Below are 24,270 nucleotides of genomic sequence, written 5' to 3' on the forward strand. Positions count from 1 at the left end.
CCGCCCATCGGACGCCGCGACACGCGGAGCCGCGTAAATCCGCCACAACCCAAGATCTAGTGGTTGGATGAGCGCTGCCACCCAGAGGTTGTGGTCCTCGGGTCTTCCGGGGGCCCCGTCATCGCATATGCTGGTGGCTGCTTCACGAGCCCCCGACGGAGTCCGCCTCCGTCGTTCAGGGGCTCCGTGAGGTGATTCGGTCGTGCCAAAAGGGAGGGTGAGGGAACCATGCACTGCCCCTTCTGCAGGCACCCCGACAGCCGCGTCGTCGACAGTCGCACCACGGACGACGGCACGTCGATCCGCAGGCGCCGTCAGTGCCCCGACTGCTCCCGTCGATTCACGACGGTGGAGACGGCCTCCCTGATGGTGATCAAGCGCAGCGGAGTGACGGAACCCTTCAGCCGTACCAAGGTCATCTCCGGCGTCCGCAAGGCGTGCCAGGGACGGCCGGTCACCGAGGACGCCCTCGCCAAGCTCGGCCAGCGGGTCGAGGAGGCGCTGCGCGCCACCGGGAGTGCCGAGCTGACCACCCACGACGTGGGTCTGGCCATACTCGGCCCGTTGCAGGAGCTCGACCTGGTCGCGTACCTGCGCTTCGCCTCCGTTTACAAAGCTTTCGACACCCTTGAAGACTTCGAGACCGCCATCGCGGAACTCCGCGTGTCGCGGTCTCATCCTGCAGAGTGCGAGTGCGGTGGGACCGCCCAGGTCCCCGTGCCCGCCTCCGCCGCCGACTGACCGGACCACCCGTGCCGGGGCGCTCACGCGTCGTGACACGGCCGGCCGGCCAGGCGAAGAGACGTAGATACAAGACACAGCACCGTGCCGCGGAATATCGATGGCACTTTAGGGCGTTTTTGCCCGCATATGGGAGGAAGCGGCATGACAGAGACGGCGAGCGGCTCGGCACGTGGTTCCCGCGCCAAGGGGACCAAGGCTGCCAAGGGCGGCCTGCGTATCGAGCGCATCCACACCACCCCGGGCGTGCACCCCTACGACGAGGTGAGCTGGGAGCGCCGTGACGTCGTCATGACCAACTGGCGCGACGGCTCGGTCAACTTCGAGCAGCGTGGTGTCGAGTTCCCCGACTTCTGGTCGGTGAACGCGGTCAACATCGTCACCAGCAAGTACTTCCGCGGCGCGGTCGGCACCCCGCAGCGCGAGACCGGTCTGAAGCAGCTGATCGACCGGATCGTGAAGACGTACACGAAGGCCGGCGAGGACTTCGACTACTTCTCGTCGCCCGCCGACGCGGAGATCTTCGAGCACGAGCTGACCTACGCCCTCCTGCACCAGATCTTCAGCTTCAACTCCCCGGTGTGGTTCAACGTCGGTACGCCCCAGCCGCAGCAGGTCTCCGCCTGCTTCATCCTGGCCGTCGACGACTCCATGGAGTCGATCCTCGACTGGTACAAGGAAGAGGGCATGATCTTCAAGGGCGGCTCCGGCGCCGGCCTGAACCTCTCCCGCATCCGCTCCTCCAAGGAGCTCCTCTCCTCCGGCGGCAACGCCTCCGGCCCGGTCTCCTTCATGCGCGGCGCCGACGCGTCCGCAGGAACGATCAAGTCGGGCGGCGCCACCCGCCGCGCGGCCAAGATGGTCGTCCTGGACGTGGACCACCCGGACGTCGAGGCCTTCATCGAGACCAAGGTGAAGGAGGAGGAGAAGATCCGCGCCCTGCGCGACGCGGGCTTCGACATGGACCTGGGCGGCGACGACATCACGTCCGTCCAATACCAGAACGCCAACAACTCCGTCCGCGTGAACGACGAGTTCATGACGGCCGTCGAGAACGGCACCGAGTTCGGCCTGCGTGCCCGTATGACCGGTGAGGTCATCGAGAAGGTCGACGCCAAGGCGCTCTTCCGCAAGCTCGCCGAGGCCGCGTGGGCCTGTGCCGACCCGGGCATCCAGTACGACGGTGTGATCAACAACTGGCACACCTGCCCCGAGTCCGGCCGCATCACCGCGTCCAACCCGTGCAGCGAGTACATGCACCTGGACAACACGTCCTGCAACCTCGCCTCGCTCAACCTGATGAAGTTCCTGAACGACGACGGCAAGGGCAACCAGTCCTTCGACGCCGAGCGCTTCGCCAAGGTCGTCGAGCTCGTCATCACCGCGATGGACATCTCCATCTGCTTCGCGGACTTCCCGACGCAGAAGATCGGCGACAACACCCGCGCCTTCCGCCAGCTGGGCATCGGCTACGCCAACCTCGGCGCCCTGCTGATGGCCACCGGCCACGCGTACGACTCCGACGGCGGCCGCACTCTCGCCGCGTCGATCACCTCGCTGATGACCGGCACCGCGTACAAGCGCTCCGCCGAGCTGGCCGCCATCGTCGGCCCGTACGACGGCTACGCCCGCAACGCCGAGTCCCACAAGCGCGTCATGAAGCAGCACGCCGACGCCAACGCGGTCGCGCCGCGCACCGAGGACCTGGACAACAGCATCTGGGCCGCGGCCACCGAGGCCTGGCAGGACGTTCTGCGCCTCGGCGAGAAGAACGGCTTCCGCAACTCCCAGGCCTCCGTCCTCGCGCCGACCGGCACCATCGGTCTCGCGATGTCCTGCGACACCACCGGTGTCGAGCCGGACCTGGCCCTGGTCAAGTTCAAGAAGCTCGTCGGCGGCGGCTCGATGCAGATCGTCAACGGCACCGTCCCGCAGGCCCTGCGCCGCCTGGGTTACCAGGAGGAGCAGATCGAGGCGATCGTCTCCCACATCGCCGAGCACGGTGTGGTCGTCGACGCCCCGGGCCTGAAGACCGAGCACTACTCGGTGTTCGACTGCGCCATGGGCGAGCGCTCCATCTCCGCGATGGGCCACGTCCGCATGATGGCCGCGATCCAGCCCTGGATCTCCGGCGCGATCTCGAAGACGGTCAACATGCCGGAGACGGCGACCGTCGAGGAGATCGAGGAAATCTACTTCGAGGCGTGGAAGATGGGCGTCAAGGCGCTCGCGATCTACCGCGACAACTGCAAGGTCGGCCAGCCCCTCTCCGCCAAGAAGAAGGAGGCGGAGAAGGAAGAGGTCACCGTCAAGACGGAGGAGACCATCCGCGCCGCCGTCGAGAAGGTCATCGAGTACCGCCCCGTCCGCAAGCGCCTTCCCAAGGGCCGTCCGGGCATCACCACCTCCTTCACGGTCGGTGGCGCCGAGGGCTACATGACGGCGAACTCCTACCCGGACGACGGTCTGGGCGAGGTCTTCCTGAAGATGTCCAAGCAGGGCTCGACCCTCGCGGGCATGATGGACGCCTTCTCGATCGCCGTCTCGGTCGGTCTGCAGTACGGCGTTCCGCTGGAGACGTACGTCTCGAAGTTCACGAACATGCGTTTCGAGCCGGCCGGCATGACGGACGACCCGGACGTGCGGATGGCGCAGTCGATCGTCGACTACATCTTCCGCCGCTTGGCGCTGGACTTCCTGCCCTTCGAGACCCGCTCGGCCCTCGGCATCCACACCGCCGATGAGCGCCAGCGTCACCTGGACACCGGCTCCTACGAGCCGCTCGACGACGAGCTGGACACCGAGTCCCTGACGCAGGCGATCCCGCTGGCCGCGGTCCCGTCGGCCCCGAAGCCGGTCGCGGCCGTCCCCGTCCCGGCCCCGAAGACGGCGCACAGCAACGCCGAACTGGTCGAGATGCAGCTCGGCGTCTCCGCCGACGCCCCGCTCTGCTTCTCCTGCGGTACGAAGATGCAGCGCGCAGGCTCCTGCTACATCTGCGAGGGCTGCGGCTCGACGAGCGGCTGCAGCTGATCATGACGCCCTGCGGGGCGTGAGGTAGCTGTTCGGGTGGGGTGTTCGCGGTGACGCGGACACCCCACCGCGTTTCACCGACGCTGCGGTTGAATCGGGTGCACATGCGGCCGATCACGGTGGGTTTCCGGTGGTCGTGCACGGGTTCGCACCGGCCACGGCGGGAGACCTGGCCACTCTGGCCGGACTCGCGCGCAAACACCCGTCCGTCCCCCTGGTGATCAGCCAACTCGGCGGGTCGAACGGGCTGACGGCCATCGAGCTGGCCCGGGAGACCCCGAACCTGTACCTGGAACTGTCGACGGCCGGCGTCGTCTTCGCGGTGCGGCTGGCGATCGACGAGGTGCCCGACCGCACCTTGTTCGGCTCGGACGCGCCGTACGGCGATCCGTTCCTCGCTCGGGCCACCGTCGAACGCGTCACCAGGCCGGGCACCGTGCGCGATCGCGTTCTGGGTGGCACCCTCGCGGAACTGCTCGGACTTTGACCACCGGCACGGGTCAGTGGGGGATGCGGCGGGACGGACGGGTGACCAGCTCCTCGCGGAACTCGGCGATCCGGGAATGGACCTGGCGCATCAGGTGGGTGTCCTCGATGCGGTCCAGGTAGAGGCAGCGCGCGGCGAGCCCCGGCAGGTCGAAGGCGAAGCACAGTGACATCAGCGGGTTCACGAAGAGCTCGCTGCCCCGTGTGCGGCTGGTGAACTGCACGTCGCCGAAGGAACCCCGGACGGCCGCGGCGATCGAGCCGTTCACGATGCTGGGCCGGTCCGGGGTCTGCTCCTGGGCATGGGCCACCGCGTCCAGGAAGAGAGCGCCCTCCCTGGTGGCGCGCGGTATGGAGAACGCGCCGAGGTAGGCGCCCGCGCGCTCCAGCGCCGCGATGTTCTCCAGCACCAGGCCGTGACTGACCCCGTGGTACGCGTCCACACCGAAGCCCACCGACACGACGAGGCGCTCGGGTACGTCCTCCAGAGCGGCGAGTGCCGCGACGCTGGTGAGGTCCTCCTCGGGGGTGCCGAGGCCGGCTTCGTCGCCCCGCATCAGGATGTCCGTGCCGCCGTCGACCAGGACGATCGCGTCGATGCGGTGGAGGTCGATCAGCTCGCGGTAGGCGGCGCGCAGCGGCTGCACCCCGGTCTGGGGGAAGGCGTACACGGTGGCCGGGTAGCCGTGCGCCTGCAGCCACTGGGCCAGGGTCCGCTCCGGGAAGTAGGACAGGTGGGGCGCGGAGTCAGGGGTGACGGCGGCCAGGTCGGGGGCCACCCACGCATCGGTGGGCAGTCCGGCGAGCGCGCTGAAGGAGAGGTTCGCCAGGCGGACCTGCTTGCCCTGGTGCATGAGGGACAGGGCCACGGGGAGGCCGGCGTAGATGTCGAAGCCGCCGCCCGCCCCGGTGACCAGGATGTTTTCGGCGTCGGCGAGGCGGTCGAAAAGCGGGTTGGAGTGCAGGGCCGTCATGCTGATCATTGTGCGGGGCGTGTGTGACAGCGCGCCTGCGGATTTCACGGCAGTGCGGTGGCCGACGAGCGGGGGAACGGGGAGATGGTCAGTCATGTGGAGCGGTGACGAGCTGGGCCTGGACGCGTATCTGGACCGGATCGGATATCGGGGGGACCGAGGGCCGTCCGGGGAACTCCGGCCGGACCTCCGCACGTTGTACGCAGTGCACCGCGCCCATACCGCCGCCATCACCTTCGAGAGCCTGGACGTCCTGCTCGGCCGCCCCGTCGCGCTGGACCTCAAGTCGATCGAGGACAAGCTCGTGCACAACCGCCGCGGCGGCTACTGCTACGAGCAGAACTCGCTGCTGGCCGCCGCCCTGGAGCGGATCGGCTTCGAGGTCTCCGGGCGCGGTGCCCGCAACCGCACCCGCGGGGACTCCGTCCTCGCGGTGACGCACGCCGTCCTCGTCGTCACCGTCGAGGGTGAACCGTGGCTGTGCGACGCCGGGTTCGGATTCCAGGGGCCCCGGGAGCCGGTGCCGCTGGGACGGCCGGGCGCCGAGGTGCGGCAGGGCGAGTGGACGTACCGCGTCCGCGAGGAGGAGGACGGCGTCCTCGTGCTGTGCCTGCTGCGCGGCGACACCTGGAGGGACCTGTACACCTTCTCCCCGCAGCGCTACCACCCCGTCGACTACGTCGTACTCAACCACTACAGCTCCAGCCACCCCACCTCCTCCTTCGTCGGGCGGCTGATCGTCCAGCACCCGGGCGACGGCGTCCGCCAGGCGCTCGTCGGGCGGGAACTGACCCGGCTGCACCCCGACGGCCGGGCCGAGCAGGAGATCGTCGGCCCGGACGGGCTGCTCGACCTGCTCGACCGGGAGTTCGGGCTTCGGCTGCCCGATCGGGACGCGGCGGAACTGGTGCGGATCCACCGCGCCGAGGACTGACCGGGGCCGCGCCTGGCCCGTACGATGGCGCAGTGCTGGTCAAGTGGATTCGCTGCACGGTGACGGACCGACGCGGGTTCGAGCGGGGGCAGCGAAAATGGGCGGGGCTGCCGGGTGAGCCGGGATTCCGGGGGCAGGGCGGCGGCTGGAGCCGGGGCCGGCAGGGGGTCGCGCATGTCTTCGCGTTCTGGGAGAGCCGCTCCTTCTACGACTCCTTCATGGCCCGCTCGCACGACCGGCTGGCCGCCTCCCAGAACGGCACCTACACCGATCTGCGGGTCACTCTCTTCGACCACCGCTTCGACGTGAAGACCGGCTTCGAGCCGCGCTTCACCGATGCCGACGTCGTACGGGTCGCGCACACACGGGTACGAGAGGGCCGGGTCGACCACTTCGCCCTCATGCAGGAGAAGGTGTGGAATCCGGCGATGGCGGGCTCGCCCGGTATGGTCCGCGGCCTCTTCGGGGAGGCCCCGGGCCGGGAGTTCCTGGTGCTCTCGATGTGGCACGCCGCCGCCGAGCACGGCAAGTACCGGCAGGAGCGGGTCGAGCGGCTCTCCCTGCGCGCCCAGATCCAGGCCGATGTCGAGGCCCTCACCGGCGATGTCGTCGACCTCGAACCCTCCTGGACGGTATGACCGTACGACGATCGCAGGGGGCCCGTCGGCGTGCCCGGTCGGCGGGCCGCCCGGTCGCCGAATAGGCTCGTGGAATGGTTCGACCACGGCGCATCGTCCTTGTCCGACATGGGGAATCGGAGGGGAACGCCGACGACTCCGTGTACGAGCGGGAGCCCGACCACGCCCTGCGGCTGACCGCTGCCGGGCGCGAGCAGGCGTCGGCGGCAGGCGTCCGGCTGCGCGAGCTCTTCGGCACCGAGACGATCAGCGCGTACGTCTCCCCGTACCGCCGCACCCTGCAGACCTTCCGGGAGCTCCGGCTGGACCCGACGCGGGTGCGGATGCGCGAGGAGCCGCGTCTGCGCGAGCAGGACTGGGGGAACTGGCAGGACCAGAACGACGTACGGCTGCAGAAGGCGTACCGGGACGCGTACGGCCACTTCTTCTACCGGTTCGCGCAGGGCGAGTCGGGGGCCGATGTGTACGACAGGGTCGGGTCCTTCCTGGAAAGTCTCTACCGCAGTTTCGAGGCCCCCGACCATCCCGAGAACGTGCTGCTGGTGACGCACGGCCTGACGATGCGGCTGTTCTGCATGCGCTGGTTCCACTGGTCCGTGGCCGAATTCGAGGCCTTGTCCAATCCGGGCAACGGCGAATTCCGGGTGCTCCTGCTCGGCCCGGACGGCCGGTACCGGTTGGACCGCCCGTTTGAGCGGTGGACCACACCCGAGCCTTATGACCTGGACGGCTAGAGTGGCCCGCGATGACGCCTGATTCCACTCCCGAACGGCGCTACGCGCGCGCCATGGCCAGCCTCCGAGGGCTGGCGCTGGGGGACGCCCTGGGCTCCCAGTACTTCGTCCCCGTGAACTACCCGCTGCTCAAGCGGCGCGAGCTGCCCACCGGCGCCGAGGCGTGGCAGTGGACCGACGACACCGAGATGGCCTGCTCGGTGGTGGCCGTGCTGGCCGACCACGGGCGGATCGACCAGGACGCGCTCGCGAGTTCCTTCGCCCACCACCACGACTTCGACCGTGGTTACGGGCCTGCGGTGAACCGGATGCTGCGTCTGGTGCGGGAGGGGCAGGACTGGCGCACGCTGGCCGCCGAACTGTTCAACGGGCAGGGCTCGTGGGGCAACGGCGCCGCGATGCGCATCGCGCCGCTCGGTGCCTGGTACGCCGACGACCCTGAGCAGGCCACCCACCAGGCGGAGATCTCCGCCTACACCACCCACCAGCACCGTGAGGCCGTGTGCGGGGCGATGGCCGTCGCAGCTGCGGCGGCACTGGCCGCGGGCACCGACGGCCCGCCGAAGGCCTCCGACCTGCTGGACGGGGTCATCGCACTGGTGCCCCGCAGCGCGGTGGGCGCGGGGCTGCGGCGCGCGCGGGACATGCTGGACTACGGCGACGCCACCACGGTCGCGGCGGTCCTGGGCTGCGGGCGGCGTACGAGCGCGCACGACACCGTGCCGTTCGCCCTGTGGTCGGCGGCGCGGGCGCTGGACGACTACGAGCGGGCGTTCTGGACCACCGCGCAGGTGGGCGGGGACGTCGACACGACCTGCGCGATCGTCGGCGGGGTGCTGGGCGCGCGCGGTGACGCCGTGCTGCCGGCCGCATGGCTGGCGCGTACCGAGGCACTGCCGGCCTGGCTGCCCGAGGTCGCGGCGGGTTGACGCCCGTGGACCGACCCGACGGGACGCCGGGGAGTCGGTGTGGGGTCGGTCAGGGTCGGTGCGAATCAGCCGCCTCAGGCGTCTGCGGAGCGTTCGGTGCCTCCGGTGCCTCGGGCGCGTCCGGCGCGCGGTGAAATATCCCCCTCCGATTGTCACGGTCCTGCCACAGCACTCTTTTGATCCTGTTCAAAACCGCATCGCACCGGCCTACCCTGTCCGCATCGCCGCCCCGACCTGAACTCCGGGGCGGCCGACAGGGGAGGGAACCCGATGTCAGAGAACACCGGCGGGGCGGACGAAGCCCGGACCGAGGACGCGGTCAACGCAGAGGCCACGGCCGGGGATTCGCCCGCAAGGCCGGATCCGGTCGGCGGCAGACACAACGGTGCGGCCGGCCCACCGCGGGGGGCGCAGGCCGGCCCTCGGCCGATGGCGCAGGCCGGTCCTCAGCCGGGGGCGTGGGCCGGCGCGGCGCCCGGGAACCCGTGGCAGGTGCAGCAACGCTCGGCCGCGCCCTCCTGGGCCACCCTGGTGCGCCCCGCCGAGGCCGCCCCCATCCGGACCGCGACCCTCGCCGCCGTCCTCGCCTCCGGTCTCGCCACCGCGCTGCTGCTCGGTGACGGCATGGGCCCCGGCCTGCTGCTCGCGGTGGTGCCCGCCGTCGTCGCGGCGTACGTCGCCGCCCGCGCGGCCCGCCGCAGCGCCCGACCCTGGACCGTGGCCTGGGTGATCGGCTGTCTCGCCCTGCTCGCCGTACCGGCGCTGCGCGACTCCGCCTGGCCGGCCACACTGGCGATCCTGTCCGCCGTCCTGCTCGGCGCGCTGGCCCTGCACGGCAGCCGCACCTGGCCGGGCGTCCTGCTCAGCCCGCTCGGCTTCCTCGACGCCGCCGTGTCCGGGATCGGCTGGCTGCTGACCGGGCTGCGCTCACGTGGCGGGATCAGAAAGGACCGCTGGCTCCCCGTCGCCAAGGCGACCGGAGTGGCCGTCGTCCTGCTGGTGCTCTTCGGCGCGCTGTTCGCCTCCGCGGATGCGGCCTTCGCCGATCTGCTGGGCGACCTGCTGCCCGATGTGTCGGTCGAGGACGGGCCCATCCGGTTCATGCTCTTCCTCCTCGGCGCCGTCCTCGCGCTTGCCGCGGCCCGCACCGCCGCGGCCCCGCTGCGCTGGGACCGGATCAAGGTGGCCCCGGGCAAGCCGCGCTCCCGCGTCGAATGGGCCCTTCCGCTCATCCTGCTCAACCTGCTCTTCGCCGGCTTCAACGCCGTCCAGCTGGCCGTCCTTTTCGGCGGCTACGACAAGGTCCTGCGGAGCACCGGCCTCACCTACGCCGAATACGCCCGCCAGGGCTTCTGGCAGCTGCTCTGGGCCACCCTGCTCACCCTCGCCGTGATCGCGCTCGCCCTGCGCTGGGCCCCGCGCTCCGGAGCGGGCGACCGACGGTTCGTCCGGGTCGTCCTCGGCGTGCTGTGCGCGCTGACGCTGGTCGTCGTCGCCGCCGCGCTGCGCCGGATGGACCTCTACGTGGAGGCGTACGGGCTGACCAGGCTGCGTGTGTCGGTGGCCGCGATGGAGCTGTGGCTCGGGCTGGTCATCGTATTGATCATGGCGGCCGGGCTGTTCGGCGGACGCTGGCTGGCGCGCGCGTTCGCGGCCAGCGCGGCCGCGGCCGTCCTGGCCTTCGGTCTGCTCTCCCCGGACGGGATGGTCGCCGAGCGCAACGTGGCCCGCTTCGAGGCGGATGCGAAGATCGACCTCTCCTACTTCCAGTCCCTGTCGGCGGACGCCGTTCCCGCCCTGGACCGGCTGCCCGAGCCGCAGCGGTCCTGCGCCCTGCGCGGGATCAACGACGAGATGGCCAAGGCCGGGGACGTCCCCTGGTACGCGATGAGCCTGGGCGAGTACCAGGCCCGGCAGATCCTGCGCGAGCGTCCGGTGACCGTCTCGTACGAGGTCTGCTCGCGCCTGGGTGCCTTCGGCAGCCGCGTCGAGTACTAGGGGGAGGTTCCGGGGAGGACACGTACGGGGCCAGGCGCGGGGATCGTTCCCCGCGCCCGGCCCCGGCCCCGTACGGAAGATCTCGCTCAGGCGGCCGGACCGGCCTCCGCGGCGGCTCCGGCCAGGGCCTCCAGGTCGCTCTTGCGCACCCGGATCACCAGCAGGGCGGTTGCCAGGGCCAGGCCCGCCATGGCGACGGCGGCGTAGAACGCGGTGGAGATGCCGTGGGCGAGGACCAGGTCGCCCCAGGGGTCGGGCAGGAAACCGGTCTCCTTGAAGGCGGCGATCTGTTCGGGGTCCGCCTGCGTCATGAAGGACGGGACCTGCTTCGTGGCCTCGTCACGACTGGCTGTCCCGAAGACGGTGACCAGGATGGACAGACCGAGCGAGCCGCCGACCTGCTGGCTGGCGTTGAGCAGCCCGGAGGCCGCGCCCGCCTCCTTCGGCGCCACGCCGGAGACGGCGGTGAGGGTGAGGGTCACGAAGTTGAGGCCCATGCCGAAGCCGAACAGCAGCATCGGACCGAGCACTCCGGAGACGTAGGAGCTGTCGGTCCGGATGAAGGTCAGCCAGGCCAGCCCGGTTCCGGTGAGCGCGGACCCGAGGACCATGAAGGGCTTGGGCCCGAAGCGGGGCAGGAAGCGCTGCGAGAGGCCGGCGGCGGTGATGATGGCGACCGTCACGGGCAGGAAGCCGAGTCCGGACTGGATCGGGGAGAAGCCCAGCACGTTCTGCACGAACTGGACGATGAAGAAGAACATGCCGAACATCGCTGCGGCCAGGCCGAGCATGATCACGTAGGTGCCGGTGCGGTTGCGGTCGGCGAACATGCGCAGCGGGATGATCGGCTCGCGGGCCTGCGACTCGATGACGACGAAGAGTCCGAGCAGGACCAGGGCCGCGGCGAACGAGCCGAGGGTGATCGCGTCGCGCCAGCCCTTCTCCGCGGCGCTGATGAACCCGTACACGAGGGAGGCCATGCCGCCGGTGGAGGTGAGGGCTCCGGCGATGTCGAAGCGGCCGGGGTGGCGCTCGGACTCGGTGATGTAGAGCGGCGTGAGGACCGCGATCAGCACGCCGATCGGTACGTTGACGAAGAGGACCCAGCGCCAGTCGAGCCACTCGGTCAGCATGCCGCCGGCCAGCAGGCCGATCGCGCCGCCTCCCGCGGAGACGGCGGCGAACACCCCGAACGCCCGGTTCCGCTCGGGGCCTTCGGGGAAGGTCGTGGTGATCAGGGCGAGCGAGGTCGGCGAGGCGATCGCGCCGCCGACCCCCTGCAGGGCGCGGGCCGCGAGCAGCTGCCAGGGCTCCTGGGCGAAACCGCCGAGGAGGGAGGCCAGGGTGAAGAGCAGGATTCCGGCCAGGAACACGCGGCGTCGGCCCAGGATGTCGCCCGCCCGGCCGCCGAGCAGCAGCAGGCCGCCGAAGGTGAGGGTGTAGGCGCTGAGCACCCACGAGAGGTCGGTGGTGGTGAAGTCGAGGGCGCTCTGGATGTGCGGGAGCGCGATGTTCACGATCGTCGCGTCGAGGACGACCATGAGCTGGCACGCGGCGATGACGGTGAGCGCCACTCCGGGGCGCCCCTCCCGGCGTGCCGCGCCCGGTATCCGGGGTGTGGCGAGTTGAGAGCTTGTCACTGAGGATCCCCCCAAAGTGAAATAGTGAACGCATTCGTTCACTGCGGGTCCACGGTAGGAGCCGCGCCTTAGTGAACGCAAGCGTTCACTAAGGCTGAAAATATGTGCGTCGAACGCGCAAGCCGGTCGGAGGTGGGGAGATGGTGGGTTCGCGCTGGTCAGCGGCGTCGCCGGGGCGCAGGCGGGGTCCGGAGCTCGAACGGGCGATTCTCGACGCCGCGTTGGAGCAGCTGAGCACGGTCGGTTGGAACGCGCTCACCATGGAGGGTGTCGCGTCCGGCGCGCAGACGGGCAAGGCCGCGCTCTACCGCCGCTGGCCGTCGAAGGCGGACCTGGTGGCCGATGCGCTGCGCAGCGGTCTGCCGCGGATCGGTGACATTCCCGACTGTGGTTCGATCCGCGAGGACCTCTACCTGCTGTGTGTGGGCACGCGGGATGTGATGCACTCGCGCGCCGGACAGGCTCTGCGGTCAGTGCTTCACGAATGCGATCACATGCATGCCGATCGGTTTCGCGGAGTCATCTGGTCCGGTCTGCACGAGCCGGCCCAGCGTCTGATCAGGGAGCTTGTGGAGCGTGGAATCGTGCGGGGCGACGTGCGGTCGGACGCGACTGGTCCGTTTGTCGTGGATGTCATTCCGGCGATGCTGATGTACCGCGCCAAGGTGTGCGGAAGTGAATGGGCGGACGCGGATATCGCGGCGCTGATCGACGAGGTGATGGTGCCGCTGCTCAGGGTGTGAGACGCGGCGGGGGCGGCTCGGGGCGCGCGGAGCGGGGTTCACGTCCGATCTCGGGCGGGTCGGACCGGGGCGGGGGTGTGCAGTCGGCTCGGGGCGGCGTAACCTTGCTGGCGCCATGCCGTACGAAGCACCCACCCACACCGTCGAACGCTCCCTCCGTGCAACCACCGGCGCCAAGGTCATCGCCGGGGTCGACGAAGTCGGACGAGGGGCCTGGGCCGGACCCGTCACCGTGTGTGCGGCGATCACCGGCCTGCGCCGGCCGCCCGCCGGGCTCACCGACTCCAAACTGCTCACCCCCAAGCGACGCGACGCCCTGCTCGATGTCCTGGAGGGCTGGGTCACCGCGTACGCGCTCGGGCACTCCTCGCCCGAGGAGATCGACGAGCTGGGGATGACTGCCGCCCTCCGACTGGCGGCGGAGCGCGCGCTGGAGGCGCTGCCGGTGCGCCCCGACGCGGTGATACTCGACGGTAAGCACGACTATCTCGGCCCGCCCTGGCGGGTCCGTACGGTGATCAAGGGCGACCAGTCCTGTATCGCCGTCTCCGCGGCCTCGGTCATCGCCAAGGTCCGCCGTGACCGCATGATGGCCGAACTCGGTGAACGGGGCGGTGGAATCGAGGACTTCGCCTTCGCCGCGAACGCCGGATACCCCTCGCCCGTGCATCGGGCGGCGCTGGAGGAGCTGGGGCCCACCCCCTACCACCGGCTCTCGTGGTCGTACCTCGACGCGCTGCCCCGGTGGCGCCATCTCAAGAAGGTGCGCCGCAGCGAGGAGTCGATGGAGCTGGAAAACGGAGGCCAACTCGGCTTCGATTTCTGATCGCACGCGTGTGCCACCGACCGGTACGTTTCGTACCGGTGTTTGATAGATATCAACTCATGCCTCTCACCCCCGCCATCGAGGAGCCTCAGATTCACGAGAGTGCCCAGGGTCCCCGCGTCACGCCGGCCGCGAGCCGCACCGCGCAGACCCCCCGCCCTGTACCTGGTCCGCGTCCCGCCGCCGTACCGCGGCCCGGCCGCCCCGGTCCCGCCAGGCCCGCACCGCCCGCGCAGCGTGCGCCGCAGGCCACCTCCGGACCCGTTCCCGCAGCCCCTGCCGCTGCCCCCACCGCACCGTCCGTCTCCGCGGCGGTGCCGCAGATCCAGCTGATCCCGGCCTCCGCCGAGGGCGCGCTGGACGCGGCCGAAGAGGCCGTCGACCTGCTGCTCGACACCGGGCGCGCGCCCGGCGACATCCTGGTGCTCACCAGTGGCGACCCGCACCCGTGGGCCGCGCACGAGCTGTCCTTCGGCGAGGCCGCGTACTGGGCCCTGCACGACGCCGGGGACGACGTCTTCTACGCGGACGCGGCGCAGGTCCAGCGCGCCGCCGACCGTCCCGTCGTGGTCTTCGCGGCCAACGGCGGAGCGGTCGACACCATCGTGGGGGCCCTGCCGGTCGCGCTCACCCGGGCGGGTGCGCTGCTGATCGTGTGCGGCGACCCGCAGCAGATCAACTCCGTGCTGGGTGCGGGCGTCTGACGCCCTGTACCCCGGCACGGGCGAGGGGCGGGGCGGGCCATGGGCCGGCCCCGCTGAAGCCCGCACCGGGGCCCGGGTCGGAGCCTGAGGCCTGATCCGCCGTACGCCCGTTCCCGGGTGTACGGCCGTGAGGCATGCCCGCACGCAAGGCGAGCGTGCCGTGCCGTGCCGTTGTACGAGTGGCAGCCGCACGGGTGGCGGCCCCGCGGTGACAGCGGCACGGGCGCGGGCCGTACCCGTGGGGTTGCACCCGGGGGCTCTACGGGGGTCAGCGCGCGGCGGTCCGCCGCAGGGCCTCGACCGCGCCGCCCCCGGTGTGCAGGGCCAGCGGAGAGAACTCGGCCACGGTGTCGCCCAGGCGCTGCGGCCGCGAGTCGGAGCTCGGGCGCCGACCGCCACGGCCCTCGCCCAGCACCTGCCAGCCCCCGTGGGTCAGCGTGATGTACGCGCCGCAGCGCAGGCCGTGCAGGGTGCAGGCGTCCCGCAGCCCCCACATCCACGCCCCGTCCTCCTCGGTCCACCGCTCGTCGCCCTCGCGGCAGTAGAGGAGCACCGCCGTCCGTACCGGGGTCCGTCTGCGCAGGTCGTGCGGGAGGACCCGGCGCAGCCGGGACAGCAGGGCGTTGCGGTACTCCCAGCCGTCGGCCGAGGCCGACCGCTGCACGAAGGAGGCGCTCGCCACGAGCTGCTCCTCCGGGCCGAGGACGGCGATGACCGCGGTCGAGGGCACGGGGCTGTGCCGGGAGTGCAGTCCGCTGACGACTTCGCGCGGATTGCGGAGCAGCGGAATGCCCGCCGCTGTCCATTCCGCGGGTTCCAGCAGTCTGCCGTGCCGGCTTGTGCCGCCGGTGGCTGTCGCCAGGGACGTGGTCGGGGGCGGCACGAATCCGAAGGTCACGGTCCTCCCTTCGGGTACACGCCCGCGAACGGGCACGGTGGAGTCAGGGCGCGCCGCAGCGCGGCCCAGGAGGGTGCCGAGGAGCCGAGCGGGAGCACCCCAATTCTCGCGTGGCTTCTGAGCGTGCGGCAACGAGCAATTGACGCCGCCGACCGGAATTCGCCGGTATGCCGTTCATATCCTTGCCCCGCCACGCCGAAGATGACGCATTCGGCTAGCCCTGAAGCGCCAGCACCAGCGGGAACACCTCTTTCGCGCCTGCCCGTCGCAGCAGCCGGGCGGCGACCGCGACGGTCCACCCGCTCTCCGTACGGTCGTCGACGAGCAGCACCGGGCCCGCGGACTGCGTCAGCGCATCGGCCAGCGCCGGGGGCACAGCGAGGGCTTGGTGGAGCCCCCGTACCCGCTGTGCGCTGTTCGAGGACACCGAGCCGAATTCCGGGGCCTGGTCCGTGTAGGCGAGCGCACCGAGCAGCGGCATCCTTCCGATCTCCGCGATCCGCGCGGCCAGCGAACCGATCAGCTGGGGGTGGCTGCGCGAGGGCAGGGCGACCACGCCCACCGGCCGGGCCGGTGCGTCAGGCGCCCCCGAGGCCCAGCCGCCGGGGCCCCGGGCCCAATCCGCGAGCACCGCGACCACGGCCTGCGCGACATCGTCGGGAACCGGCTGGTCCGGAGCTTGCGGGGCCAGCATCGGACGCAGCCGGTTGCCCCATCCGATGTCGGACAGCCGGCCCAGCGCCCGGCCCGTCGAGGCCTGCTCCCCGGCGGGGATGCGGCCCTTGAGGTCGACGCCGACCGCCGCGAGCCCGGTCGGCCACATCTTGCGGGGCTCCAGCTCGACGCCCGGGCGGCCGAGTTCACCGCGCGCGGTGTCCAGTGCCGTGGTGGAGACCTCCGCGGTGAACCGGGCCCCGGCGCAGTTGTCACAGCGGCCGCAGGGCGCCGCCTCCTCGTCATCGAGCTGGCGGCGCAGGAATTCCATCCGGCATCCGGTGGCCGCGGCGTAGTCGCGCATGGCCTGCTGTTCCGTGGCCCGCTGGCGGGCGACCCACGCGTAGCGCTCGGCGTCGTAGGCCCAGGGCTCGCCCGTCGAGGTCCAGCCGCCCTTGACGCGGTGCACGGCGCCGTCGACGTCGAGCACCTTGAGCATGGTCTCCAGCCGGGTGCGGCGCAGATCGACCAGCGGCTCCATCGCGGGCAGCGACAGCGGCCGGCCGGCCTGGGCCAGGACGTCGAGCGTGCGGCGCACCTGCTCCTCCGGCGGGAAGGCCACCGAGGCGAAGTACTGCCAGATCGCCTCGTCCTCCCGGCCGGGGAGCAGCAGGACCTCCGCGTGCTCCACGCCACGGCCCGCGCGGCCGACCTGCTGGTAGTAGGCGATGGGGGAGGAGGGCGAGCCGAGGTGCACCACGAAGCCCAGGTCGGGCTTGTCGAAGCCCATCCCGAGGGCGGAGGTGGCCACGAGCGCCTTGACCCGGTTCGCCTGGAGGTCGTCCTCGGCCTGCTGGCGGTCGGCGTTCTCCGTCTTGCCGGTGTACGAGGCCACGGTGTGCCCCCGGTGGCGCAAGTAGGCGGTGACCTCCTCGGCGGCCGCCACGGTCAGCGTGTAGATGATTCCGGAGCCGGGCAGGTCCCCGAGGTGGTCGGCGAGCCAGGCCAGCCGGTGCGCCGCGTCGGGCAGCGTCAGCACCGCCAGGCTCAGGCTCTCGCGGTCCAGAGGGCCGCGCAGCACCAGAGCGTCCGTACCGGCCCCGGTGCCGAGCTGTTCGGCGACGTCGGCGGTCACGCGGGCATTGGCCGTGGCGGTCGTGGCCAGCACCGGGACACCCGGCGGCAGGTCGGCCAGCATGGTGCGCAGCCGGCGGTAGTCGGGGCGGAAGTCGTGACCCCAGTCGGAGATGCAGTGCGCCTCGTCGACCACGAGCAGCCCGGTGGCGGCGGAGAGCTTGGGGAGGACCTGGTCGCGGAAATCAGGGTTGTTGAGCCGCTCCGGACTCACCAGCAGGACATCGACCTCACCGGCCGCCACCTCGGCCTGGATGCCCTCCCACTCCTCGGGGTTGGCGGAGTTGATGGTGCGGGCGCGAATCCCCGCCCGTGCTGCGGCCTCTACCTGATTGCGCATCAGCGCGAGGAGCGGGGAGACGATCACGGTGGGGCCGGCGCCGTTCGCCCGCAGCAGCGAGGTGGCGACGAAGTACACCGCGGACTTGCCCCAGCCGGTGCGCTGTACCACCAGCGCCCGCCGCTTGTGCGCGACCAGCGCCTCGATCGCCCGCCACTGGTCCTCGCGCAGCCTGGCGGCGCCCGTGGGGTCGCCCACGAGACGGGCTAGTACGGAGTCGGCCGAGGACCTCAGGTCTGCGTTCATGCCCCCATGCAACCTGATGCCTCCGACATCGCGCCAATGCCGCTCCGGGCCTGTGGACGGCGGCGGCGGGAGTTATCCACAGGGCTTTCGGGATCGGATCATGCGCGGGACCTTCGTGGCATGACGAACAACCACGAATCACGCACCCCGTCCGACCGGCCCTCCATCAGCCCGGCCGAAGCCGCCACCGGACCCCAGATCACCCTGCGCAGCCCGGCAGAACTGGCCGACGCACTGCCCTACATGCTCGGCTTCCACCCGACCGACTCCCTCGTCATGGTCGCCGTGCACGGCGAGGGCGGGCGCTTCGGCGGCCGGCTCCGCGTCGGTATCCCCAGCTCGCCCGCGGAATGGGAGGACACCGCCCGACAGGTCGCCGAGTGCCTGATCAGGGGCAGCGAACGGCGCGGCGGCAAGCCCGACGGCATCGTCGTCTACCTCTGCCAGGAGCCGAGCGGGGAGGAGAGCGGCCGGCGGGTGATGGCCCGCCTGCGGCCGCTCGCCCAGGGGATCCGGCTGGCCTGCGGTGCGCTGGACGTGCCCGTACTGGAAGCCCTGTGCCTGTCCGCAGGACGGTTCTGGTCCTACGTATGCCCCGACGAGCGGTGCTGCCCGGCCGAGGGCAGCCGGCTGGCCGCCGTCGGCACCTCGGTGCTGGCGGCGACGGCCACTTTCGCCGGACTGCAGGTCAGGGGCTCCCTCAAGGAGATCGAGGGCCGGATGGCACCGCTGCGCGGGGCCGTGGCCGAAGAGGCGGAACAGGCCCTCGACCGGGCCGCCGCCGCCCTGATGCCCAGGATCCTCGACGGGGCCACCCGCGAGGAGGTCGGCGCCGAGACCATCGCCCTGGCGCGGACCTTGATGCGGCGCCTGACGCTGGCCCCGCCCGTCGAGGGCGCCGCCCACGCCGACGACTGGGACGACGCGCTGCTCGGCCACGACGAGGCCGCCTCACTGATCCTGGGCCTCCAGGACCGCGAGATCCGGGACATCGCGGCGGAATGGATGGAGGACGAGGACGCGGCCCCGGCCCTGCGGCTGTGGCGGGCCCTGGCCCGGCGCTGCGTCGGGGCCTACGGCGAGCACGCCGCGGCCCCGCTCACCCTCGCCGGCTGGGTCTCGTGGTCCACGGGGGACGAGCCGACCGCCCGGATCGCCTTCGGCCTGGCGCTGCGGGCGGACGCCGAGTACCGCTTCGCCCAGCTGCTCCACCACGCATGCAACGAAGGGATCGACCCCGAGGGGCTGCGGCAGTGCCTGCGGGAGGAGCGGCGGCGCCGGGAGCCCCGGCGAGGGCGCTCCTCGGCCGGCACCCGTCCTCCCGGCCGACGGGGCCGCACGGCCTCCCGCCGCGGGTCCCGCCGTACCGCGGGGAGCGAACAGTGAGCGCGCGCCGGTTCACGTCGTCCGGCGGTCCGGTGCGACCGCTCCGGTACGCCCTGGGCCTGCCCCGGCGGCGCGGGCTTCACCCCGGGCACGCCCGGACGGCGCCCGGGCCCGTGACCCGGGCGGGGGTGGGGGCGTTCAGCTGGGGGGTGGTGGGGGCCCGGCCGCGCCGCCGCCCAGCTGAACCGACCGGAGCGCAGACAAGGCGACACATGTCTCACCCCGCACCTCCCCGCCCACCCGGCGTGCCCGCCGCCCGCAGGTCCGAACTGCCGCCCGTGCACGGCGCCGTCATCTGCGTCGCCGCGCCCTGTCTGGTCATCTCCCCGGAGCACGGCCAGCTGACCGGGCGGGGGATCGACGGGATCTACCGGTCCGGGCGCCGCCTCCTCTCCCGCTGCGTGCTGCGTGTCGGCGGCCGGGACCCGGTCGCCGTGCAGGGACGCAGCCTCGCTGCAGACCGGGCCGTCTTCACCGCGACCGTGCGCACCGGCGCCGAGCCCGGCCCCGACCCCGACATCGGCGTGGAAAGGGTCCGGCACGCGGACGGCACCGAGCGGATCACCCTGCGCAGTTTCACGGCCCGGCCGGTACGCCTGCCCGTGGAGGTGCTGCTCGGCACCGACCTGGCGGAGCTGGCCGCCGTGGCCGCGGGCCGGGCCGGGCCCGAGCTGCCCGCCGGGGTACACGCCGCCGGGCTGCGCTGGAGCACCGGCGAGGCGCAGGCCGTGACCGCCGCCGACCCGCCGCCGGACGACGCGCTGGCTTCGGCGGGGCTGCTGCGCTGGCAGCTCGAACTGGCTCCCGGCGAATCCCGCACCATCGAGCTGCGGACCACGCAGCAACGGGTGGGGCGGGCCCCCGCCGGGCAGGTGGCGAACCCGCTGGCCGACGCCCGGGCCGAAGGGGACGATCCGAGGGCCAAGGCATGGTTCCGGACCAGCGTCGAGGACCTGGGCGCGCTGCTCCTGAGGGACCCCGAGCAGCCGGGCGACGCCTTCGCCGCGGCGGGAGCGCCCTGGCGGCTCGGCCTTGCCCCGGCGGAATCGCTCTGGGCCGCCCGGATGGCGCTGCCGCTCGGGACCGGTCTCGCCGCGGCCACCCTGCGCATCCTGGCCCGGACCCAGACCGAGGAGCGGGGGCCCGACCTCGGGAAGATCCCGGGCCCCCTGCGCGGAGCGGGCGCGCAGCTTCCGCCGGGGTGCACCGGTACCGAGGCGACCCTGGCCTTCCCCGCGGTGCTGGCCGAGGCCCGGCTCTGGGGCATGCCCGAAGAGGAGGTGGCCCGGCTGCTCCCGGCCGCCGAGCGGTGCCTGCACTGGCTGCGTGGCGCGTGGGGGGAGGACGGCTTCCTGGCCGATCCCGACCCGGGTCCGCGGCGCTGCGAGACCCAGGCCCACGCCCATCGGGCCGCCGTGCTCGGCGCCGATCTCCTCGCCGCGTGCGGACGGCCCGGAGCCGAGGAGTGGCGGGAGCGGGCGGCCGGGCTGCGGGAGCGGTTCCGGGCCGGGTTCTGGATCGACGGCCCGGACGGCGGCCGGCCCGCGTCGGCCCTCCACCCCGACGGGAGACCGCTGCCACGGCTGACGGGGGCCGCCGCCCACCTGCTCGACACCGGACTGCTCAGCGGCGGCCGGCTTGCCCCGGGACTCCTGGACCGCACCCGAGCCGAGCAGCTGGCCCGGCTGCTCGGAGCCCCCGCCATGGATTCCGGATGGGGGCTGCGGAGCATGGCCGCCAAGGAGCCGGGGCACAATCCGTTCGGCCACCGCTCGGGCGCCGTACGGGCGTACGAGAGCGCGGTGGCCGTGGCCGGCCTGGCCCAGGCCGGCTTCGAGAAGGAGGCCGCGGGCCTGCTCGGAGGCCTGCTGGACGCGGCGGAGGCCTTCGGGTACCGGCTACCGGAGATGTTCGCGGCCGAGCAGCGCACCGCGGGCAGCGCCCCCGTGCCGCACCCGGCGGCCTGCCGACCTGCCGCCGTGGCCGCGGCGGCCGGGATCCACGCGCTGACCGCCCTCGCCGGAATCCGCCCCGACGCCCCCGCCGGCACGGTCGCCCTCGCGCCCCTCCCCGGAGCACCCCTGGGCGGGCTCAGACTCTCGGGTCTGAGGGTGGCGGGGGAGCCCTTCGCCGTCCGGATCAGCCGGCTCGGCCTCGGCATGGTGGAGGAGGCGGCCGATGCGCTCCAGTTGGGTGGCTGAGCACGCTCGCCCCGCTCAGGCCGGACCGGTCCGCTCGATCGAAGGCCCCGCCTCCGGGGCACTGTCTTCAAGGTCACCAAAGCGCTGTTTATCGTCAGGCAGACGACTATGATCGCGGCATGTCGCCCTACGACCCGTCGGCCTATCCGCCCTTCGCCGTCACCGTCGACCTGGTCGTGCTCACCGTGCGGCGCCACGCGCTCTGCGCGCTGGTCGTCCGGAGAGGTGAGCAGCCGTTCCAGGGGCGCTGGGCGCTGCCCGGAGGATTCGTCCGCGGGGACGAGGACCTGGCGGGGGCCGCCGCCAGGGAGCTCTCCGAGGAGACCGGCCTGTGCGCGCACGACCCCGCCCTGCCCGGCGCGGGCAACGGGGCGCACCTCGAACAGCTGGCCACCTACGGTGATCCGAAGCGGGATCCGCGGATGCGCGTCGTCAGCGTGGCGCACCTGGTGCTGGCTCCGGACCTGCCTGCGCCCCGGGCCGGGGGCGATGCCAACAGCGCGCGCTGGGCCCCGGTCGACGAGGTGCTGGCCGACACCGACGAGGCCTCGACGGGGCTGGCCTTCGATCACGCCCGGATCCTCGCCGACGGTGTGGAGCGGGCCCGCTCGAAGATCGAGTACTCCTCGCTGGCCACCGCCTTCTGCCCGCCGGAGTTCACCGTCGGCGAGCTGCGCCGGGTCTACGAGGCGGTCTGGGGTGTGTCCCTCGACCCGCGCAACTTCCACCGCAAGGTCACCGGTACTCCCGGATTCCTGGTGCCGGCCGGAGGCACGACGACACGTCAGGGCGGGCGTCCGGCCCAGTTGTTCCGGGCGGGCGGGGCCACCCTCCTCAACCCGCCGATGCTGCGTCCGGAAGTCTGACACCGCGGCGTACGAGGCGCCGTCGGAAGCGGCGGGACCACCGTGCCCGATCCCAGGTCCGGCACCCGGTCCGGCACCGCCGTCCGTGCGAGGCCCGGCGGCAGTATCGGCATTCCATCGGACCGGTTGCGTTGAATATCGGACATATCGCGTTATCTTGCTTGCGGTACCCACCCTGCCGCTGAGCGGTCTCACCCCCCGCGAGAGAAGCGATGCTCCAGGCCATCGGACTCACCAGCAAGCCCCGCCCCGACGCCCCGCCCCTCGTGGACGACCTCACCTTCGAGGCCCGCCCGGGGCACGTGACCGCCCTGCTCGGCGAGCCGGGATCGGGCAAGACCACCGCACTGCGGCTCATGCTCGAACTCGAACCCGGCCGCGGCGTCACCTACTTCCGCGGCCGCGCGCTGCACCGGATCCCGCACCCCGGCCGTGAGGTCGGAGTGCTCCTCGGCGACGTTCCCGGCAACCCCGCGCGGACCGTCCGCAACCAGCTGCGGATGCTCTGCGCCGCAGCCGGGGTGCCGGCCTCCCGGGCCGACACCATGCTGGAAGTCGTCGGCATCGCGGGACTGCGGGACCAACGCCTCGGCTCGCTGTCGCTCGGCATGGAACGCCGGGTCGCCCTGGCCTCGGCACTGCTCGCCGATCCGTGCACCCTGCTGCTCGACGAGCCCGGCGCCGGACTCTCCCCCCGCGAACGCGGCTGGCTGCACGGGCTGCTGCGCGGCCACGCCTCCCTCGGCGGCGCGGTCCTCTTCACCACCGACGACGCCAAGGAGGCCGCCCGCAGCGCCGACCGTGTCGTCAGCATCGAGGCGGGCCGCCTCGTCGCCGACCAGGACGCGGCCGAGTTCGCCCGGACGAGGCTGCGGCCACGGGTCGCCGTGCGCACCCCGCACGCGGCCCGGCTGGCCGACGTACTGGGCCGCGAGGCCCGGGCCGCCCGGCGCGCGGTGGAGATCGTCGCCGAGAGCGGCAGCCGCCTGTCGGTGTACGGCAGCAACTGCGCCGAGGTCGGCGAGGCGGCGTTCCGGCACGGCGTGCTGGTCCACCAGCTCGCCGACGAGACGGGCGACGCCGGGGCGCCGACGGCGCCCGTCCCGGCCGCTCGTACCGCGGCCGGGACGCCACCGGAGCCCGGCGCGGCCCGCAGGGAAGCCGCTGCCGAGTCTGGCGCCGAGTCTGCCGCCGAGGCCTGCGGCGACCACCCCCGGCGGATCCGCTCCGGGCGCCCGGCCTCGGCCGTGCGCCGCGTGGGCGGCCCGCTGCGTCCCCTGCGCTACGAGTTGCTCCGGGTCTTCGGGACGGCCACCCCCGTCCTCACCGCCTCCCTCGTCGTCGCCGTCTCCGTCCTCACCGCCCTGGTACTGGCCCGGACCGGGCAGACCCCGCAGAACCGGCTGCTCGCCGCCTGGCCCGAACTGCTGCCGCTGCCGCCCGCCGCCCTGGGCGCGGGCCTGCTCGGCGCGCTGGCCTTCGGCGAGGAGTACCGCTACCCCGCACTCGCCGCCGACCGGGGCACCGTGCCCCGCCGGATGGGCCTGCTCACCGCCAAGCTGGGCATCTGCGCCGCGCTCGCACTGCTGCTGGGCGCCCTCACGGTGGCCGCCGACGCCGCCGCCCTCGCGCTGGTCTTCGACAGCGGCCCGCTGCGCACCCCGGTGGAGTGGCTCTCCCCGGCCGTGAGTTGGGCCGGGCTGCTCATCGGCTGCGCCTGGGCCGGCGTACTGGCCTCCGGTGTCTTCCGGTCCGCCACCGCGGGACTGGCCGCGGTGCTCGCCGTACCGGTGATGGTGGTTCCGCTGGTGCGCAAGGCGCTGGAGGGCTCTTCCGCGTACCCGTCGACCGGGCTCGGGTCCCGCCTGCGCGGCCTGACCTGGGGGCAGTGGCCGCCGGAGGTCGACCGCCTGCTGGCGGGGGCCCTCCGGGTGATGGCCCAACCCGTCGGGACCGCGCTGGTGTTGTCGCTGATGGTCCTGTTGTGCGCCTATGGGTTCACCGGACTGCGCAGCCGGGTCCGTTGGTGATCGTTCCGGTTCGGGAGAAGTCGCGGACGGGACCGTTGCGGTCCGTGTCACGTCAAGCGGACCGCAACTCCCCGCAAAAGGTCTGGTTCTTTACGATAAGTCGTCAATTGCGTAGGTGGCACCGATCACCCTTTC

At 72.3% G+C, this 24,270-nt stretch carries 19 protein-coding genes; 15 read left to right on the forward strand and 4 right to left on the reverse strand.

The window, feature by feature from the left end; genetic code table 11:
- Positions 1-228: 228 nt before the first annotated feature.
- From nrdR to ACFY0D_RS13975, 3 genes are all read left to right on the forward strand, one after another.
- Positions 229-741: a transcriptional regulator NrdR gene (gene nrdR, locus ACFY0D_RS13965; RefSeq protein WP_390798570.1), complete on the forward strand. Its 513-nt coding sequence runs from the start codon at positions 229-231 to the stop codon at positions 739-741.
- A gap of 144 nt (positions 742-885) precedes the next feature.
- Positions 886-3,774 carry a vitamin B12-dependent ribonucleotide reductase gene (locus ACFY0D_RS13970; RefSeq protein ID WP_390798571.1) on the forward strand — a complete coding sequence of 963 codons (2,889 nt, stop codon included), beginning with the start codon at positions 886-888 and terminating at the stop codon, positions 3,772-3,774.
- Between the two features lie 28 nt (positions 3,775-3,802).
- A complete protein-coding gene (locus ACFY0D_RS13975) occupies positions 3,803-4,261 on the forward strand; it encodes an amidohydrolase family protein (RefSeq protein ID WP_390798809.1) in 459 nt (152 codons plus the stop codon).
- Positions 4,262-4,274: 13 nt separating this feature from the next.
- Here the strand turns inward: ACFY0D_RS13975 and ACFY0D_RS13980 are convergent, their stop codons facing one another.
- Positions 4,275-5,234, reverse strand: coding sequence for a DUF1152 domain-containing protein (locus ACFY0D_RS13980; RefSeq protein WP_390798572.1), 960 nt, complete (start codon positions 5,232-5,234; stop codon positions 4,275-4,277).
- A gap of 94 nt (positions 5,235-5,328) precedes the next feature.
- Here ACFY0D_RS13980 and ACFY0D_RS13985 point away from each other — a divergent pair, with 94 nt between their 5' ends.
- The 5 genes from ACFY0D_RS13985 to ACFY0D_RS14005 all read left to right on the forward strand — a co-directional run bounded on the left by ACFY0D_RS13985 (position 5,329) and on the right by ACFY0D_RS14005 (position 10,467).
- Complete coding sequence (locus ACFY0D_RS13985; RefSeq protein ID WP_390798573.1) at positions 5,329-6,168, forward strand: arylamine N-acetyltransferase; 840 nt, start codon at positions 5,329-5,331, stop codon at positions 6,166-6,168.
- Between the two features lie 32 nt (positions 6,169-6,200).
- Positions 6,201-6,806 (forward strand): YdbC family protein, encoded by a 606-nt coding sequence (locus ACFY0D_RS13990; RefSeq protein ID WP_030008846.1) that lies wholly within the window; start codon positions 6,201-6,203, stop codon positions 6,804-6,806.
- Positions 6,807-6,880: 74 nt separating this feature from the next.
- Positions 6,881-7,540: a histidine phosphatase family protein gene (locus ACFY0D_RS13995; RefSeq protein WP_390798574.1), complete on the forward strand. Its 660-nt coding sequence runs from the start codon at positions 6,881-6,883 to the stop codon at positions 7,538-7,540.
- An 11-nt stretch (positions 7,541-7,551) separates the two neighbouring features.
- The gene (locus tag ACFY0D_RS14000; protein WP_301365938.1) at positions 7,552-8,469 is read left to right on the forward strand and encodes an ADP-ribosylglycohydrolase family protein; all 918 of its coding nucleotides are present in this window, start codon (positions 7,552-7,554) and stop codon (positions 8,467-8,469) included.
- A gap of 270 nt (positions 8,470-8,739) precedes the next feature.
- On the forward strand, positions 8,740-10,467 hold the full coding sequence (locus tag ACFY0D_RS14005; protein WP_390798575.1) for a DUF4153 domain-containing protein: 1,728 nt from the start codon (positions 8,740-8,742) through the stop codon (positions 10,465-10,467).
- 86 nt (positions 10,468-10,553) lie between these two features.
- Here ACFY0D_RS14005 and ACFY0D_RS14010 read toward each other — a convergent pair whose 3' ends face one another.
- Complete coding sequence (locus tag ACFY0D_RS14010) at positions 10,554-12,107, reverse strand: MFS transporter (protein ID WP_390798576.1); 1,554 nt, start codon at positions 12,105-12,107, stop codon at positions 10,554-10,556.
- A gap of 140 nt (positions 12,108-12,247) precedes the next feature.
- Between ACFY0D_RS14010 and ACFY0D_RS14015 the strand changes: the two genes are divergently transcribed.
- The 3 genes from ACFY0D_RS14015 to ACFY0D_RS14025 all read left to right on the forward strand — a co-directional run bounded on the left by ACFY0D_RS14015 (position 12,248) and on the right by ACFY0D_RS14025 (position 14,380).
- Entirely contained in the window at positions 12,248-12,850 is a 603-nt protein-coding gene (locus ACFY0D_RS14015; RefSeq protein WP_390798577.1) for a TetR/AcrR family transcriptional regulator, read from the forward strand.
- Between the two features lie 115 nt (positions 12,851-12,965).
- On the forward strand, positions 12,966-13,676 hold the full coding sequence (locus tag ACFY0D_RS14020; protein ID WP_390798578.1) for a ribonuclease HII: 711 nt from the start codon (positions 12,966-12,968) through the stop codon (positions 13,674-13,676).
- A gap of 59 nt (positions 13,677-13,735) precedes the next feature.
- Positions 13,736-14,380, forward strand: coding sequence for a hypothetical protein (locus tag ACFY0D_RS14025; RefSeq protein ID WP_390798579.1), 645 nt, complete (start codon positions 13,736-13,738; stop codon positions 14,378-14,380).
- A gap of 268 nt (positions 14,381-14,648) precedes the next feature.
- On the opposite strand, the gene ACFY0D_RS14030 is transcribed toward ACFY0D_RS14025, so the two are convergent.
- A complete protein-coding gene (locus tag ACFY0D_RS14030) occupies positions 14,649-15,278 on the reverse strand; it encodes a hypothetical protein (RefSeq protein ID WP_390798580.1) in 630 nt (209 codons plus the stop codon).
- A gap of 214 nt (positions 15,279-15,492) precedes the next feature.
- The gene (locus ACFY0D_RS14035) at positions 15,493-17,652 is read right to left on the reverse strand and encodes a RecQ family ATP-dependent DNA helicase (RefSeq protein WP_390798581.1); all 2,160 of its coding nucleotides are present in this window, start codon (positions 17,650-17,652) and stop codon (positions 15,493-15,495) included.
- A gap of 120 nt (positions 17,653-17,772) precedes the next feature.
- On the opposite strand from ACFY0D_RS14035, the gene ACFY0D_RS14040 reads away from it, so the two are divergent.
- From ACFY0D_RS14040 to ACFY0D_RS14055, 4 genes are all read left to right on the forward strand, one after another.
- Positions 17,773-19,038 carry a DUF4192 domain-containing protein gene (locus ACFY0D_RS14040; RefSeq protein ID WP_390798582.1) on the forward strand — a complete coding sequence of 422 codons (1,266 nt, stop codon included), beginning with the start codon at positions 17,773-17,775 and terminating at the stop codon, positions 19,036-19,038.
- Positions 19,039-19,250: 212 nt separating this feature from the next.
- Positions 19,251-21,239: a glycogen debranching N-terminal domain-containing protein gene (locus tag ACFY0D_RS14045; protein WP_390798583.1), complete on the forward strand. Its 1,989-nt coding sequence runs from the start codon at positions 19,251-19,253 to the stop codon at positions 21,237-21,239.
- 119 nt (positions 21,240-21,358) lie between these two features.
- Complete coding sequence (locus ACFY0D_RS14050; protein WP_390798584.1) at positions 21,359-22,105, forward strand: NUDIX domain-containing protein; 747 nt, start codon at positions 21,359-21,361, stop codon at positions 22,103-22,105.
- A 212-nt stretch (positions 22,106-22,317) separates the two neighbouring features.
- Positions 22,318-24,135: an ATP-binding cassette domain-containing protein gene (locus ACFY0D_RS14055; RefSeq protein WP_390798585.1), complete on the forward strand. Its 1,818-nt coding sequence runs from the start codon at positions 22,318-22,320 to the stop codon at positions 24,133-24,135.
- Positions 24,136-24,270 lie beyond the last annotated feature (135 nt).

The sequence above is a fragment of the Streptomyces sp. NPDC001502 genome (genome assembly GCF_042894785.1).
Classification (GTDB): Bacteria; Actinomycetota; Actinomycetes; order Streptomycetales; family Streptomycetaceae; genus Streptomyces; species Streptomyces kutzneri.